Annotated in this window: 10 protein-coding genes; 3 read left to right on the top strand and 7 right to left on the bottom strand. The window is 66.4% G+C overall.

The features are described 5' to 3' along the window. The first annotated feature begins 146 nt into the window (after nucleotides 1-146). Nucleotides 147-1,025: a KPN_02809 family neutral zinc metallopeptidase gene (ypfJ, locus tag RND64_RS10330; protein WP_331436618.1), complete on the top strand. Its 879-nt coding sequence runs from the start codon at nucleotides 147-149 to the stop codon at nucleotides 1,023-1,025. Then, nucleotides 1,015-2,685: a DUF885 domain-containing protein gene (locus tag RND64_RS10325; RefSeq protein WP_331436617.1), complete on the top strand. Its 1,671-nt coding sequence runs from the start codon at nucleotides 1,015-1,017 to the stop codon at nucleotides 2,683-2,685. The genes ypfJ and RND64_RS10325 overlap by 11 nt, the downstream gene beginning before the upstream one ends. On the opposite strand, the gene hisS is transcribed toward RND64_RS10325, so the two are convergent. Continuing rightward, nucleotides 2,666-3,931 carry a histidine--tRNA ligase gene (gene hisS, locus RND64_RS10320; protein WP_331436616.1) on the bottom strand — a complete coding sequence of 422 codons (1,266 nt, stop codon included), beginning with the start codon at nucleotides 3,929-3,931 and terminating at the stop codon, nucleotides 2,666-2,668. The genes RND64_RS10325 and hisS overlap by 20 nt on opposite strands. Then, nucleotides 3,928-4,647, bottom strand: a complete 720-nt coding sequence (locus RND64_RS10315; RefSeq protein WP_331436615.1) for an MBL fold metallo-hydrolase — start codon at nucleotides 4,645-4,647, stop codon at nucleotides 3,928-3,930. Before RND64_RS10315 ends, hisS begins: the two co-directional genes overlap by 4 nt. A 231-nt stretch (nucleotides 4,648-4,878) precedes the next feature. Between RND64_RS10315 and RND64_RS10310 the strand changes: the two genes are divergently transcribed. After that, nucleotides 4,879-5,823, top strand: coding sequence for a peptidylprolyl isomerase (locus RND64_RS10310; RefSeq protein WP_049697248.1), 945 nt, complete (start codon nucleotides 4,879-4,881; stop codon nucleotides 5,821-5,823). Nucleotides 5,824-5,987: 164 nt separating this feature from the next. Here the strand turns inward: RND64_RS10310 and RND64_RS10305 are convergent, their stop codons facing one another. The 5 genes from RND64_RS10305 to secD form a co-directional block, all read right to left on the bottom strand. Beyond that, a complete protein-coding gene (locus RND64_RS10305; RefSeq protein WP_049697503.1) occupies nucleotides 5,988-8,417 on the bottom strand; it encodes a RelA/SpoT family protein in 2,430 nt (809 codons plus the stop codon). 176 nt (nucleotides 8,418-8,593) lie between these two features. Continuing rightward, nucleotides 8,594-9,187: an adenine phosphoribosyltransferase gene (locus RND64_RS10300; RefSeq protein ID WP_049697502.1), complete on the bottom strand. Its 594-nt coding sequence runs from the start codon at nucleotides 9,185-9,187 to the stop codon at nucleotides 8,594-8,596. Nucleotides 9,188-9,191: 4 nt separating this feature from the next. Further along, the gene (locus RND64_RS10295; RefSeq protein ID WP_200903192.1) at nucleotides 9,192-10,871 is read right to left on the bottom strand and encodes an ABC transporter substrate-binding protein; all 1,680 of its coding nucleotides are present in this window, start codon (nucleotides 10,869-10,871) and stop codon (nucleotides 9,192-9,194) included. Nucleotides 10,872-10,878: 7 nt separating this feature from the next. Then, the gene (secF, locus tag RND64_RS10290) at nucleotides 10,879-12,081 is read right to left on the bottom strand and encodes a protein translocase subunit SecF (protein WP_049697247.1); all 1,203 of its coding nucleotides are present in this window, start codon (nucleotides 12,079-12,081) and stop codon (nucleotides 10,879-10,881) included. Next, the gene (gene secD / locus RND64_RS10285) at nucleotides 12,078-13,781 is read right to left on the bottom strand and encodes a protein translocase subunit SecD (RefSeq protein WP_049697246.1); all 1,704 of its coding nucleotides are present in this window, start codon (nucleotides 13,779-13,781) and stop codon (nucleotides 12,078-12,080) included. Before secD ends, secF begins: the two co-directional genes overlap by 4 nt. Nucleotides 13,782-13,788 lie beyond the last annotated feature (7 nt).

Below are 13,788 nucleotides of genomic sequence, written 5' to 3'. Positions count from 1 at the left end.
CGCGCTCAATCCTACGGAGGGCGCGCCCGCCGTCGCCGAGTGGTATCCCGCCCGCGCCGAACCCGCCGCCCTCGCACCATTCCGAGACGTGATTGTTGGGCGTGGTTCACCCGTATCGGGACGTCCTCGCCGGTAGCCTGACCTGCATGACGTTCCAAGGCAGCGGGGGGCTGGACAACAGCAACGTGTCCGGTGGCGGGGGTGGCGGTGGTTTCGGCGGCGGAGGCGGTGGCCGTATCGCGCTCGGCGGCGGTGCCGGACTGATCGTCACGCTCATCGCACTCTTCCTCGGCATCAATCCCGGCCAGATCCTCGGCAGCTCGCCGACAACCGGAGGTTCGTCGAGCACCTCGGCGAGCGAGATCGACGAACACCTCGCCCAGTGCACCATCGAGAAGGCCAACACCGACGACATCTGCCGCATCAAGGCCACGACCATCAGCATCAACAGGGTGTGGTCGGACCTCATGAAGGGCTACACCCCACCGAAGACCGTCATCTTCAGCAATTCCGTCGATACCGGTTGCGGCGCCGCAACGTCGGCGACCGGACCGTTCTACTGCCCCGTCGACAAGACCGCCTACTTCGACCCGACGTTCTTCAACCAGCTCAAACAAATGGGTGGCAGCGATGGTCCGCTGGCCCAGGAGTACGTCGTCGCACACGAGTACGGCCACCACGTGCAGAACCTGACCGGGGCACTGCAGAAGGGGCAGCAACTCGGTTCCAGCGGACCCAAGTCGGGTTCGGTCCGCGTCGAATTGCAGGCAGACTGCTACGCGGGTGTGTGGGCGTATCACGCAGACAAGGGCAGCGACGCGATGCTGGAACCGCTCACCTCCGATCAGATCAACTCGGTCATCCAGACCGCGAAGGCCATCGGCGACGACACCATCCAGGGCGCGAATTCCAATCCCGAGGGCTGGACGCACGGCTCGGCCGATCAGCGGGTCCGTTGGTTCTCCATCGGATACAAGAACGGCGACCCACGTCAGTGCGACACGTTCTCCACCAATGACCTCTGAGACCGTCAGGCGCACACCGACACCCGTCGACGCGATCGCCGACGACCATCTGGCGCGTAGTGCCGCACTCGACCCGATCCTCGCCACCGAGTACGGCCTCGCGGGCCACGACCGGCTGCTGACCGACTTCTCCCCGGACGCCGTCGACGAACGGGCCGCTCTGGTGCGTTCGACGCTCGCACAGCTCGACGCCGCGTCGCCCACCGACCACGTCGACAGGGTCACCATCGCCACCATGCGCGCGGGGCTCAATCGCGAACTCGCACTCGCCGACGCAGGCGAACTGACCGGCGAGTGCAACGTGATTGCCTCACCGCTGCAGGCGATTCGCGACATCTTCGACCTCATGCCCACCGACACCGCCGAACAGCGCGCCGACATGGTTGCGCGGATCGACGCGATTCCGGCGGCGATCGACAGCGTCATCGTCGGACTCGAACACCGCCGCGACGTCGGACCCGCGCTCGCACGACGACAGGTCGAACTGGTTGCGGCACAAGCCGACGGGGCGCGCGCAGCGATCGCACAGAACACCACGCCGATCGCCTCCGACGACGCGCTCGCCGTCGACCTGGCCGGCGCCCTCGACGGTGCGGGTGCCGCGTTCGACGCCCTGGCCGCACTCCTGAGGTCGACGGTCCTCGACTCCGCCGCCCCCGACGACGCCATCGGGCGCGACAGGTATCTGCTCCGATTGCCGTATTACCTCGGCACCGATGCCGATCCCGACGAGGCCTACGACTGGGCGCTCGGTCACCTCGACGCCATCACCGCAGAACAGCAGGCCATCGCCGCGGACCTCGTGCCCGGCGCGAGCGTCGCCGAGGCACTCGAATTCCTCGACGCCGCACCGCAGTACCAGATCCACGACCGCGCGTCGTTTCTCGCGTGGATGCAGCAGACCTCAGACGCGGCGGTCGACGGTCTCGCCGGCACGCACTTCGACATTCCGGACCGTCTCACCCGACTCGAATGTCGGCTGGCGCCGTCGTCGACCGGCATCATCTACTACACGCAGCCGAGTGCCGACCTCTCCCGACCCGGACGGATGTGGTGGGCGGTACCGCCGGAACAGACCGTCTTCCACACCTGGCAGGAGAAGACGACCGTCTACCACGAGGGCGTGCCGGGGCATCACCTGCAGCTCGGCGCCGCGATCGTCGATCCGGACCTCAACACCTGGCGCAAGCTCGCGTCGTTCACCTCGGGCCACGGCGAAGGCTGGGCGCTCTATGCCGAGCGGTTGATGAGCGAGCTCGGTTGGCTCGACGACCCCGGCGACCGGATGGGCATGCTCGACTCGCAGCGCCTACGTGCGGCGCGGGTCGTCGTCGACATCGGAGTCCACTGCCGCAAGGCCGCACCCGCATCCGTCGGCGGCGGCACGTGGGATGCAGAGAAGGCATGGCAATTTCTCACGGCGTCGGTGGCGATGGATCGGGCGGTGCTGCGCTTCGAGCTCGACCGCTACCTCGGATGGGCCGGGCAGGCACCGAGTTATGCTCTGGGACAACGCGTCTGGGAACAGTGCCGGACACAGGCACTGACCCGTCATCCCGAGTGGACGCTCAAGGACTTCCACACCAACGCCCTCGCGCTCGGCGGGGTCAGCCTCGACGTCCTGCGCGAGGAGATGACACTCAGGCCAGCAGCTGGCTGACCTCGGCGACGACGCCCTCCAGCGACGTCTTGTGCTGCTCGCCGTTGGTCAGGTTCTTGACCTCGATGGTGCCCTCGGCGAGTTCGCGGTCGCCGAGTACCAGCGCCAGCTTCGCGCCGGACCGATCCGCGGCCTTCATCGCGCCCTTGAGTCCGCGGTCGCCGTAGGCGAGGTCGACGCTGACACCCGCAGCACGCAGTTGTCCTGCAATACTGACCAATTCGGCTTTGGCGTCGGTGCCGAGAGGCACCCCGAACACCTGACACCGCGCCGCGTCGACGTGGGCGATGCCCTCGGCCTCGAGAGCCAGCATCGTCCGGTCGACGCCGAGTCCGTAGCCGATTCCCGAGAGATCCTGCTTGCTGCCGAGCTGACGCATCAGGCCGTCGTACCGACCGCCGCCACCGATGCCCGACTGCGCGCCGAGACCGTCGTGGACGAATTCGAACGTCGTCTTGGTGTAGTAGTCCAGGCCGCGGACCAGGCGCGGGTTGATCACATACGGGACGCCGAGCTGGCGCAGATGCGACAGCACGCTCTCGAAGTGGCCGCGCGCGTCGTCGGACAGGTAGTCGAGCATGAGCGGTGCGTCGGCGGTGGCCTCGCGGATATCGGGGCGCTTGTCGTCGAGCACGCGTAGCGGATTGATCTGTGCGCGTTGGCGTGTCGCCTCGTCGAGGTCGAGTCCGCTCAGGAACTCCTGCAGCGCCTCGCGGTATGCGGGGCGGCAGGAGTCGTCGCCGAGGGAGGTGATCTCCAGACGGAACCCCGACAGCCCGAGCCGTCGATATCCCTCGTCGGCGATCGCGATGACCTCGGCGTCGAGCGCGGGGTCGTCGACGCCGATCGCCTCCACCCCGACCTGCTGCAGTTGGCGGTAGCGGCCCGCCTGTGGGCGTTCGTAGCGGAAGAACGGACCCGCGTAGCAGAGCTTGACGGGGAGTTGTCCGCGGTCGAGACCGTGTTCGATGACCGCGCGAACAACTCCGGCGGTGCCCTCGGGACGCAGCGTGACCGACCGACCGCCGCGGTCTTCGAAGGTGTACATCTCCTTGCTGACCACGTCGGTCGACTCGCCGACGCCTCTGGCGAACAGGCCGGTGTCCTCGAAGATCGGCAGTTCGATGTGTCCGTATCCGGCCCGCCGAGCGGCGTCGGTGAACGTGTCGCGGACGCGTCGGAAATCGGCCGACGCCGGCGGGTAGTAGTCGGGGATGCCCTTCGGTGCGACGAAGTCGGCGCTCACAGTCTCCTGCTTCCCTTCTGTCGGCTCGACTCCCCCAGCTCCGTCAGGAACGGGTTCGTCGCGCGTTCCTGCCCGATCGAGGTCTGTGGCCCGTGGCCGGGCAACACCTGGGTCTGGTCGGGCAACACGAGGAGCTTCGACTCGATCGATTCGAGCAGTTGCCGGTGGTTGCCGCCGGGCAGATCGGTGCGTCCGATGGACCCCGCAAAGAGTACGTCACCGGAGAAGCACACTTTGATGCTGGTCTCCTGACCTGCATCGTCGACGACCGGTACGTCGGTGGTGAGTAGGACCGATCCCTGGGTGTGGCCGGGTGCGAGATCGACGTCGAATCTGATGCCCGCCACCTCGATCGGCTCACCGTCGACGAACTCGATGACCTTCTCCGGCTCACGGAAGGTCAACGGCCCGATCATCGCGCCGAGTGCACTGCCGAGGCCGACCGCCGGGTCGGCGAGCATCGGACGGTCCGCCGGGTGGATGTAGGCGGGAATCCCATGTGCGTCGCAGACATCCGCGGCGTTCCAGGTGTGATCGAGGTGTCCGTGGGTCAGCAACACCGCAACCGGGGTCAGGTCATGCTCGGCGAGAATCTCGGCGACCTTGTCGGCCGCTTCCTGGCCCGGGTCGATGACGACCGCCTCGCCACCCGGCTCGGGTGCCACGATGTAGCAGTTGGTCTGGAACATCCCGGCGGGGAATCCGGTGATCAGCATATGCTCTCCTCGGCTTCGACATGACGCGGGCGCCGATGACGCGTCGCTCCTGACACTCCATTCTGGCGCACGCGAGAACAGCACTCGACAACACTCCGGTACACCTGCCTGGGGAACTCTCAGGGTGTCCTGGCACACTTGCGTGTCGATACAGCCGTGTTTCGAGCGCACCGTGTTTCGAACGCGCCGTGTTCATCCGCACCGACAGACGTCTCAGGAGGGTTCACCAGCGTGACCACCAACGAGGAACGCCGCGAAGCCGCCAAGCGGAAGCTTGAGGACAGACTCGAACGCGAGCGTCAGGATCGCAAGCGTCGGCGCATCCTCATCGCATCGATCTCGACGGTGGTGGTGGTTGCGGTCGTGGCCACCGCGACCACGCTCATCGTGAAGAAGGTCCTCGACGACCGCGAGGCCGCCCGGTGGACGTCGTGTGAGTACCAGGATCAGCCCGACCGCCTCAAGCCGATCCCCACCGACCCGCCACAGGGCGTGCCAGCGGAGCAGCACGAGGAATACCGCAAGTACGCGGCTGAGATGAACAAGATGATCAACGAGGGCATCCCCAAGAAGCGGACTGCCCCCAAACCCGGTGACCGGCAACTGAAGTCCGGCGACGTCTCGGCGGTGTTCGACACGTCCCAGGGCGCGATTCCGATCACGCTGACCCGAGCCTCGGCACCGTGCAACACGGGCGCGATCGTTTCGCTCATCGGCGACAAGTACTACGACGACACCCCGTGCCACCGCATGACCACGAGCGAGGCGCTCAAGGTGCTGCAGTGCGGTGATCCCACCGGAACGGGTGCCGGCGGTCCGGGTTGGAGCAGTCCCGACGAGCCGCCGACCAACCTCAAGCCGGCGGGACAGGCCAACCAGATGACCGGCCAGCAGTCGGTGGTCTACCCCCGCGGCACCATCGCGATCGCCAACAGCAACCAGGGCGGCCAGAGCAGCAACACCGGCTCGAGCCAGTTCTTCCTCGTCATCTCCGACAGTCAGCTCCCGGCCGACTACTCGGTGGTCGGCAAGGTCGACCCCGAGGGCCTCAAGGTGCTCGACAAGGTCGCCGCAGGCGGCGTGACCCCCGGACCGTCGGGAGAGACCAACGACGGCAAGCCCAAGCTCCCGGTGGAGATCACCACGGCCAAGATCACCGGCGGAGACCTGGACTAAACGCACACTCGACGCGAGGAAGCGCCCAGTCGACGGGACAACCCGTCGACTGGGCGCTTCTTTGCGTCGACTGGGCGCTCCATACGCCCGACTGTGCGCCCCAGACCGCCGAGTGGGCGCCCCAGACCGCCGAGTGGGCGCTTTAGAACGCCGACTGTGCGCGGCTACGCCGCGGAGGTCACGCGGTAGACGTCGTACACGCCCTCGACGTTGCGCACGACGTTCAGTACGTGACCGAGATGCTTGGGGTCGCCCATCTCGAACGTGAACTTGCTGACCGCGACGCGGTCGCGGCTGGTGGTCACCGACGCCGACAGGATGTTCACCTTCTCGTCGGCGAGCACCTTGGTCACGTCCGACAGCAGCCGATGTCGGTCGAGGGCCTCCACCTGGATGGCGACAAGGAACACCGACTCGGGCGACGGCGCCCAGGTCACGGGGATGATTCGTTCGTCCTGGCGGCGCAGTTCACCCGCGTTGGTGCAGTCGGTGCGGTGCACGCTGACACCCCCGCCGCGCGTGATGAAGCCGAGGATGTCGTCTCCGGGAACCGGTGTGCAACACTTCGCGAGCTTGATGAGGACGTTGTCGACGCCCTCGATGACGACACCGGCATCGCCGCCGGCCCTGGTCCGCGACGGCATCGTCGACAGTGTCGATCGCTCGGCGATCTCCTCCGCGGCGTCGTCGATGCCACCGAGGGACGAGACGAGCCGATTCACGACGTGCCGTGCGGACACATGGTTCTCGCCGACAGCCGTGTACAGCGCGCTGACGTCGGCGTAGCGCAGTTCCTTGGCGATCGCGGCCATCGACTCGGCGCTCATCAGGCGCTGCAACGGCAGCCCGCCTCGTCGAACCTCCTTGGCGATGGCGTCCTTGCCGGTTTCCAGCGCCTCTTCACGACGCTCTTTGGCGAACCACTGACGGATCTTGGCCTTCGCGCGCGGCGAGACGACGAAGTTCTGCCAGTCCTTGCTCGGTCCGGCGTTGGGAGCCTTGGAGGTGAACACCTCGACGACTTCGCCGTTCTCGAGTTCGCGTTCGAGCGCGACGAGTCGGCCGTTGACCCGAGCACCGATACATCGGTGCCCAACCTCGGTGTGCACCGCGTAGGCGAAGTCGACGGGCGTCGAGCCCGCGGGCAGAGTGATGACGTCGCCCTTGGGCGTGAAGACGAAGATCTCCTTGACCGCGAGGTCGTAACGCAGCGACTCGAGGAACTCGCCGGGGTCGGCGGCTTCTCGTTGCCAATCGAGAAGCTGGCGCATCCACGCCATGTCGTCGATCTCGGTCGTATCGGACTTGCGCCCCTTGCGATCCCGGTAGCCGCCCTCCTTGTATCGCCAATGCGCGGCGATACCGAATTCGGCGGTGCGGTGCATGTCGTTGGTGCGGATCTGGATTTCGAGGGGCTTGCCCTCCGGCCCGATGACCGTGGTGTGCAGCGACTGGTACACGCCGAACCTCGGCTGAGCGATGTAGTCCTTGAAACGCCCGGCCATCGGCTGCCACAGCGAATGCACGACGCCGACTGCGGCGTAGCAGTCGCGCACGTCGTCGCACAGGATGCGCATGCCGACGAGGTCGTGGATGTCGTCGAAGTCGCGACCCTTGACGATCATCTTCTGATAGATCGACCAGTAGTGCTTGGGCCTGCCCTCGACCGTCGCGGTGATCTTGGCCGACGACAGCGCGTTGTTGATGTCGGCGCGTACACGGGCGAGATAGGTGTCACGCGAGGGCGCGCGGTCGGCTACAAGCCGCACGATCTCTTCGTAGCGCTTGGGGTGCAGAATCGCGAACGAGAGGTCTTCGAGCTCCCACTTCACCGTCGCCATGCCGAGCCGATGAGCAAGTGGCGCAATGACTTCCAGCGTCTCGCGAGCCTTGCGCGCCTGCTTCTCCGGCGGCAGGAAACGCATCGTGCGCATGTTGTGGAGGCGGTCGGCGACCTTGATCACGAGCACCCGCGGATCGCGGGCCATCGCGATGATCATCTTGCGGATCGTCTCGGCTTCAGCGGCACTACCGAGCGCGACCTTGTCGAGCTTGGTCACGCCGTCGACGAGATGGGCGACCTCGGCGCCGAACTCACTCTCGAGCGCCTCAAGGGTGTAACCGGTGTCCTCGACGGTGTCGTGCAACAAGGCGGCGACGAGCGTGGTGGTGTCCATCCCGAGATCGGCGAGAATCGTCGCGACCGCGAGGGGATGGGTGATGTACGGATCGCCCGACTTCCGGTTCTGACCACGATGACGCTCGTCGGCGACATCGTAGGCACGCTGCAGAAGCGCGATGTCGGCCTTGGGGTAAATCTCCCGATGCAGGGTGACCAGTGGTTCGAGCACCGGGCGGACCGAACTGCGGGTCGCGGTCATCCGCCGTGCAAGGCGGGCGCGAACCCGCCGCGAGGCTGAGGCGTGGGTGGTGTCGGCGGGCGACGCGGGCTCGGCGGCCCGATTGCCATCGGGCGCACTCACCGGGGCGGGAGCAGCGGCACGGGCGTCTTCTGCGGTACGGACCTCTTCCGCTGCGGGGGCGGTCGGCGTGACCCGCTCACGTGCGACGGCCGCCTCGGTCTCATTCGCCATGCTGCCTCCTTCTCCCGGTGCGTCTTCTCCCGGTGTGTCCGTTCGACGAGCCACGCCGTGCCGACACGCTGATATTCACCGATGTGAACAAAATTCCGAAGAATTCAACACCGTATGCGACGAGTCTAATCCGGCCCCGACGCCCGGCGCGGCGCGCGCTGCGAGACCGATGCAGCTCAGCGGTCGTCGGTGATCGCGTGCAGGCTCACATCAGGCCCGAGTTCGGCAGCGATCCGCGCACGCCCGCCGAGATCGGCGAGCTCCATGATCACCGCGACCCCGACAACCGAGGCACCCGCCAGACCCATGAGTTTCGACGCCGCGACAGCGGTCCCGCCCGTCGCGAGGACGTCGTCGACGATCAGCACGCGTCGCCCGGTGATGTCGATGCCGCTCGCCGGGATCTCCAGCCGACCCGTGCCGTATTCGAGGTCGTAGTCGACGCCGTAGACCGGTGGGGGCAGCTTGCCGCCCTTACGGACAGCCAGGATGCCGACCTCCAACTCTTGTGCGACGGCACCACCGACGAGGAAACCGCGGGCGTCGATGCCTGCGACGAGGTCGACGCCGGAACAGCCATGCGTCAGCGCGGTCACGATCGACGAGAAACCCTCCGTGTCGGCAAGGACCGGGGTCAGGTCGCGAAAGAGGATGCCCGGCTTGGGAAAGTCGGGAACCGTGCGTTCGTGCTCGGCGATCGCAGCTCGTGCCCGTAGGACCGCCTCACGCGTGACCTCGTCGGAACCACTGCTCGTGTGCCCGCTGCTCACGCGCTCACTCACCACTTACCCACCGATCCATGTTCCATCCCGTTCCATTGCGGCCGAGTCCGGCCACCACGTTGTCGACTCGATCATTCCATCGCCGAACCCGCGGAGCAGCGAACAACGGAATCGACGGCACATCCGCCCACGCCGCGCCCTCGATCGTCCGGACAAGGCCCAGGTGTTCGCTTCCGAGTGCCCCGACGCTGCGGGCGGCGATGGCTTCGGAGACCGCCTGATCATCGAAGTCGTTGATGTCCAACGGATCTCCGTCGAACAACTGGTACGCATCTCGACTCGGATCGGCCGCGCCTGCCGCGGAGAACGACGTTCCATTGACCACCAACACCGCGTCAGCAGTCTTTCCGAGATCGCTGATATCGAACTGCGGCGACGACACGTCGGTGACCGCGATTCCTGCCGCGCGGCAGGAGTCGGCAATCGCTGCGACCATCTGTCGTTGGCGATCGCCCGGCGCGAGGTAGCCGATGCGCACCCGGACGCCGGACTCCTGACCCGCTCCGGCGAGAAGTTCGCGCGCCTTGGCGGTGTTCGCGCGTAGGTATCCCTGACCGAACTCGCCGTTGATCGCTGCCGCTAGGCGGTCCGCAGGCGCGAGCGTCCGGAGGTTCCAGAGCTGCGCGCCCTGCCCGAATGTGCGCGTCAGCGCATCCCGGGGCACGCAACTGGCGAACGCCCGTCGAACACCCACGTCGGAGAAGACGCCGCGCCGCGAGAGCACCACTTCCTCGACGCCCAGTGCGCGTCCGGGCGCATCCGGGGCTTGCACCTGCCCTGTGGCGTTCTGGTCGCTGCGTTTGGCGTCGCCGTCGGTCAGGCCTGCGGTGACGTCGGCGACGCTGTACGAGTTGCCCGTGATGAGGCGGGCCGAGTCTGACCTGCCGTGCACGAGGATCCTGGACACCTTCGGAGCGTCTCCCCACCACTTCGGGTTGGGGACGAGCAGGACGCCCGCCTCGGTGATCTCGGAGATCTCGTAGGGACCCGACGACGGTACGTTGTCGGCACCGCCGCCCGCTCGCAGCTCGAACGCCGATGTCCACGCCCTCGCGAGCTTCCTGATCGCGGCCCGGTCGGCCGATCTGATCGACGTCAGCGCATCGGCGACGCCCGCGACGCGGCCAACCACCTGCGCGGGCATGAGCGTGCCCGCGCCGAACAGCGAGAGCCAGTCACGGTAATCGCGACCGCGCTTGAAGGTCACCGTCGCCGCCTTGGCACCCGCCTCACAGTCGACCGCCTCGATGTCGCGGTAGCCGGCGGTGGTCGCGGCCCCGAACTCTGGATACCGTCCGCTCATCGCTGTCCATGCCAGGACCAGATCGTCGCAGTCGAGGGGTGTGCCGTCGGAGAACGCGGCGTCGGGGGTGAACTGGTAGGTCAACGTCTGTACCGGCCCGGCCTGCACACTGACCGTGCCGATGTCACGGTCGGGCGTCACCTGACCCGACGCCCCGAGGTAACTGAAACCAGGGAGCACTCGGCCGGTCAGCATCAGCGCGCCGTCGGCGTTGCCCGCAGCGGTGTTCGCGTTGGCGGTGCTCAACCGCGCGTCGGTGAGGTAGTCGAGCGTCGGCGGTGGGTCGTCGCCGCACGCGGCGACGACCCCGACCATGACGAGGCCCGCCAACACCATGGCGAGCACTTTCGTGCTGCGCGCTGAGGTCACGGGGCGCCTATCGGGAACGTCGACGCTTGCCGGTCGGAGCCTGTGGCTCCTCCCCCGCATCCATTGCAGCGCGAGCACTCCGTGTGCTCGACGCCGCACTCGAACGTCCGCGAACCGGACGGTCTGCTGCGCTGACGTCTTCACCCGCCTCGACGGCGCCGCGCCGCGCCAGCACACGCGCGGTGTGCTTCTTGATGTCGGAACGACGTTCCTTGAGCGTGACCAGTAGCGGGGCCGCGAGGAAGATCGACGAGTAGGTACCGACGACCACGCCGACCAACTGGATCAGTCCGAGGTCCTTGAGCGTGCCGACTCCGAGCAACCACACGGCGATCACCATCAGCGCGATGATCGGCAGCACGGAGATGACCGTCGTGTTGATCGACCGCATGAGGGTCTGGTTGATCGCAAGGTTGGCCTGCTCGGCGTACGTCCGACGTGTCGTCTGCAAGACCGACCGGGTGTTCTCACCGACCTTGTCGAACACGACGACGGTGTCGTAGAGCGAGAAGCCGAGAATGGTGAGCAGACCGATCACCGTTGCCGGAGTGACCTCGAACCCGACGAGTGAGTAGATACCCGCCGTCACGACGATGTCGAACAGCAGCGAGGCGAGTGCCGCCACCGACATCTCCCTGTCGAAGCGGATGGCGATGTAGACGAAGACGATCACGAGGAACACCGCGAGCGCGATGAGCATCTTCTCCGTGATCTCTTTACCCCAGGTCGAACTCACCTCGGAGATGCTCACATCACCGTTGGTGAGTTCGGGACCGAAGCGGTCCGTGAGCGCTTGGGTCAGCGTCGACGCCTGCTGCACCGTCAGCGTGTCGGTGCGCACCTGCACGGTCTGGGCCGCGCCAGAACCCGCGGTTTGGACCGAATCGGGCGCGCTGCCGAGAGCCTTGGTGGTGACGTCTTCGACAGACTGGCTCGTCACACCCTGCGTGACGGGGATGGAGACCTGCGTTCCACCTTCGAAGTCGATACCGAAGGAGAAACCCCGGATCGCGATGGATGCGACGCAGATGACCACGATCGCCAGGCTCACCAGGTACCACATGCGCCTGCGTCCGACGATCTCGAATGCACCGGTACCGGTGTAGAGCCGAGACAGGAACGACCTGTTGGTGTCGGCGACGAAATCGGCGTCACTTCCGGCAGACGGAGCCGACGTCGAGCCGTCGCGCGTGTCGTTGGTGGTTGTCATTTCGACGTTCCTTCTGCGACGGTCTGCTCGTTGTCGGTGCGCTCTGCGGCTGCCCGATCTGCTTTGCTCGTGCCCTGACGACGTTGCCGCGCCACCTCGCTCACCGCGCCGAGTCCGTTGATATTCGGCCGCGAGAGGAAGTCGTTTCTGCTGGCGAGCACGACGAGCGGATGGGTGACGAGGAAGACCACGACGACGTCGAGGATGGTCGTGAGACCCAACGTGAACGCGAATCCTCGGACCTCACCGATCGCGAGCGTGTAGATCACGGCAGCGGCGATGAAGCTGACCGCGTTGCCCGACCAGATGGTCCGGCGGGCGCTGGCCCAGCCACGCGGCACAGCCGACCGGAAACTTCGTCCCTCACGCATCTCGTCCTTGATGCGTTCGAAGTAGACGACGAACGAGTCGGCGGTCATACCGATACCGATGATCAGACCCGCGATGCCCGCGAGGTCGAGCGTGAACCCGATCCATCGGCCGAGCAGCACGATGATTCCGTAGACCGCGGCGCCGGCCAGGATCAGCGACAAGATGGTCAGGAAGCCGAGCGCGCGGTAGTACGCGAGGGCGTAGATGAAGACCGCGATCAGACCGATCAGGCCTGCGATCAGACCCGCACGCAACGACTGCAGACCCAGCGTTGCCGAGACCGTCTCGGCGTCGGACGTCTTGAACGAGAGTGGCAGCGAGCCGTACTTCAGCACGTTGGCGAGGTCGCTGGCCTCGGCTTCGCTGAACGATCCGGTGATCTCGGTCTTGCCGCCGGAGATCTGCGAGTTGATCGTCGCGGCCGACACGACACGGCTGTCGAGCACGAACGCCGTGGTGTTGCCGATGTTCTTGGCGGTGAACTCGCTCCAGGTCTGCGCCGCATCGGGCTTGAAGTCGAGGTAGACCGTCCACGCACCGGTCTGCTGATTGGATCCCGAACTCGCAGAACTGATGTCTCGACCGTCGATGATCTGGGGTGCGAGCAGGTAGACCTGCTTGCCGTCCTCCGCACACGCCACGAGGTACTGATCGGAGAGGTCGTTACCGAGAAGTGGATCGTTGGCGCCGGTCGAGCAGTCCATCTTGGACATGTAGGCCTTGAGCCCGTCGGTGTTCGCACCAGCGGGAACCTGACGCAGCTTGCGCTGCTCCTCGATCGCCTTGGCGGCCTGGTCGGCGGGCTGCTGGTCGGTCGGCTGCGCCGCCTGGTCCTTCTTCGGCTGCGGCGTGGCCGCCTGCACCTCGACCACGGGACGCACGAACAGACGCGCGGTCTGGCCGAGAGTCTTGGCCTGTGCACCATCCTGACCGGGAACCGTGATGATCAGGTTGTTGCCGTTGACGACGACCTCGGATCCCGAGACACCGAGGCCATTGACGCGCTGCTCGATGATCTGCTTGGCCTGGTCGAGTTGTTCACGCGTTGGCGGGGTACCCGACTCGGTGCGCGCCGTCAGGGTCACACGGGTGCCGCCCTGGAGATCGATACCAAGCTTCGGCTCCGGTGAGCCGCCGCCGGTGAAGAAGATGAGCGCGTAGATCACCGCAAGCAGCGCGAAGAAGACCGTCAGCGGACGCCACGGCGGGATCTCGCGCGCTGGCGACCGCCGCTTCTTCGCTGGCTTTGTGGTCGACGACCCTCGTGTCTTGGTCGACGATCCTCGTGTGTTGGTCGACGCCTCTGTCGCCCGGCGAGGGGTGGTCACGTTGTAC

The organism is Gordonia sp. w5E2, assembly GCF_036540975.1.
GTDB classification, from domain to species: domain Bacteria; phylum Actinomycetota; class Actinomycetes; order Mycobacteriales; family Mycobacteriaceae; genus Gordonia; species Gordonia jacobaea.
This window is presented reverse-complemented; position numbering and strand designations above follow the sequence as displayed.

Coding starts and splice junctions, on each gene's coding strand:
- ypfJ (WP_331436618.1), top strand. CDS start 147: ATGACGTTCCAAGGCAGCGGGGGGCTGGACAACAGCAACGTGTCCGGT.
- RND64_RS10325 (WP_331436617.1), top strand. CDS start 1,015: ATGACCTCTGAGACCGTCAGGCGCACACCGACACCCGTCGACGCGATC.
- RND64_RS10315 (WP_331436615.1), bottom strand. CDS start 4,647: ATGCTGATCACCGGATTCCCCGCCGGGATGTTCCAGACCAACTGCTAC.
- RND64_RS10305 (WP_049697503.1), bottom strand. CDS start 8,417: ATGGCGAATGAGACCGAGGCGGCCGTCGCACGTGAGCGGGTCACGCCG.
- secF (WP_049697247.1), bottom strand. CDS start 12,081: ATGACAACCACCAACGACACGCGCGACGGCTCGACGTCGGCTCCGTCT.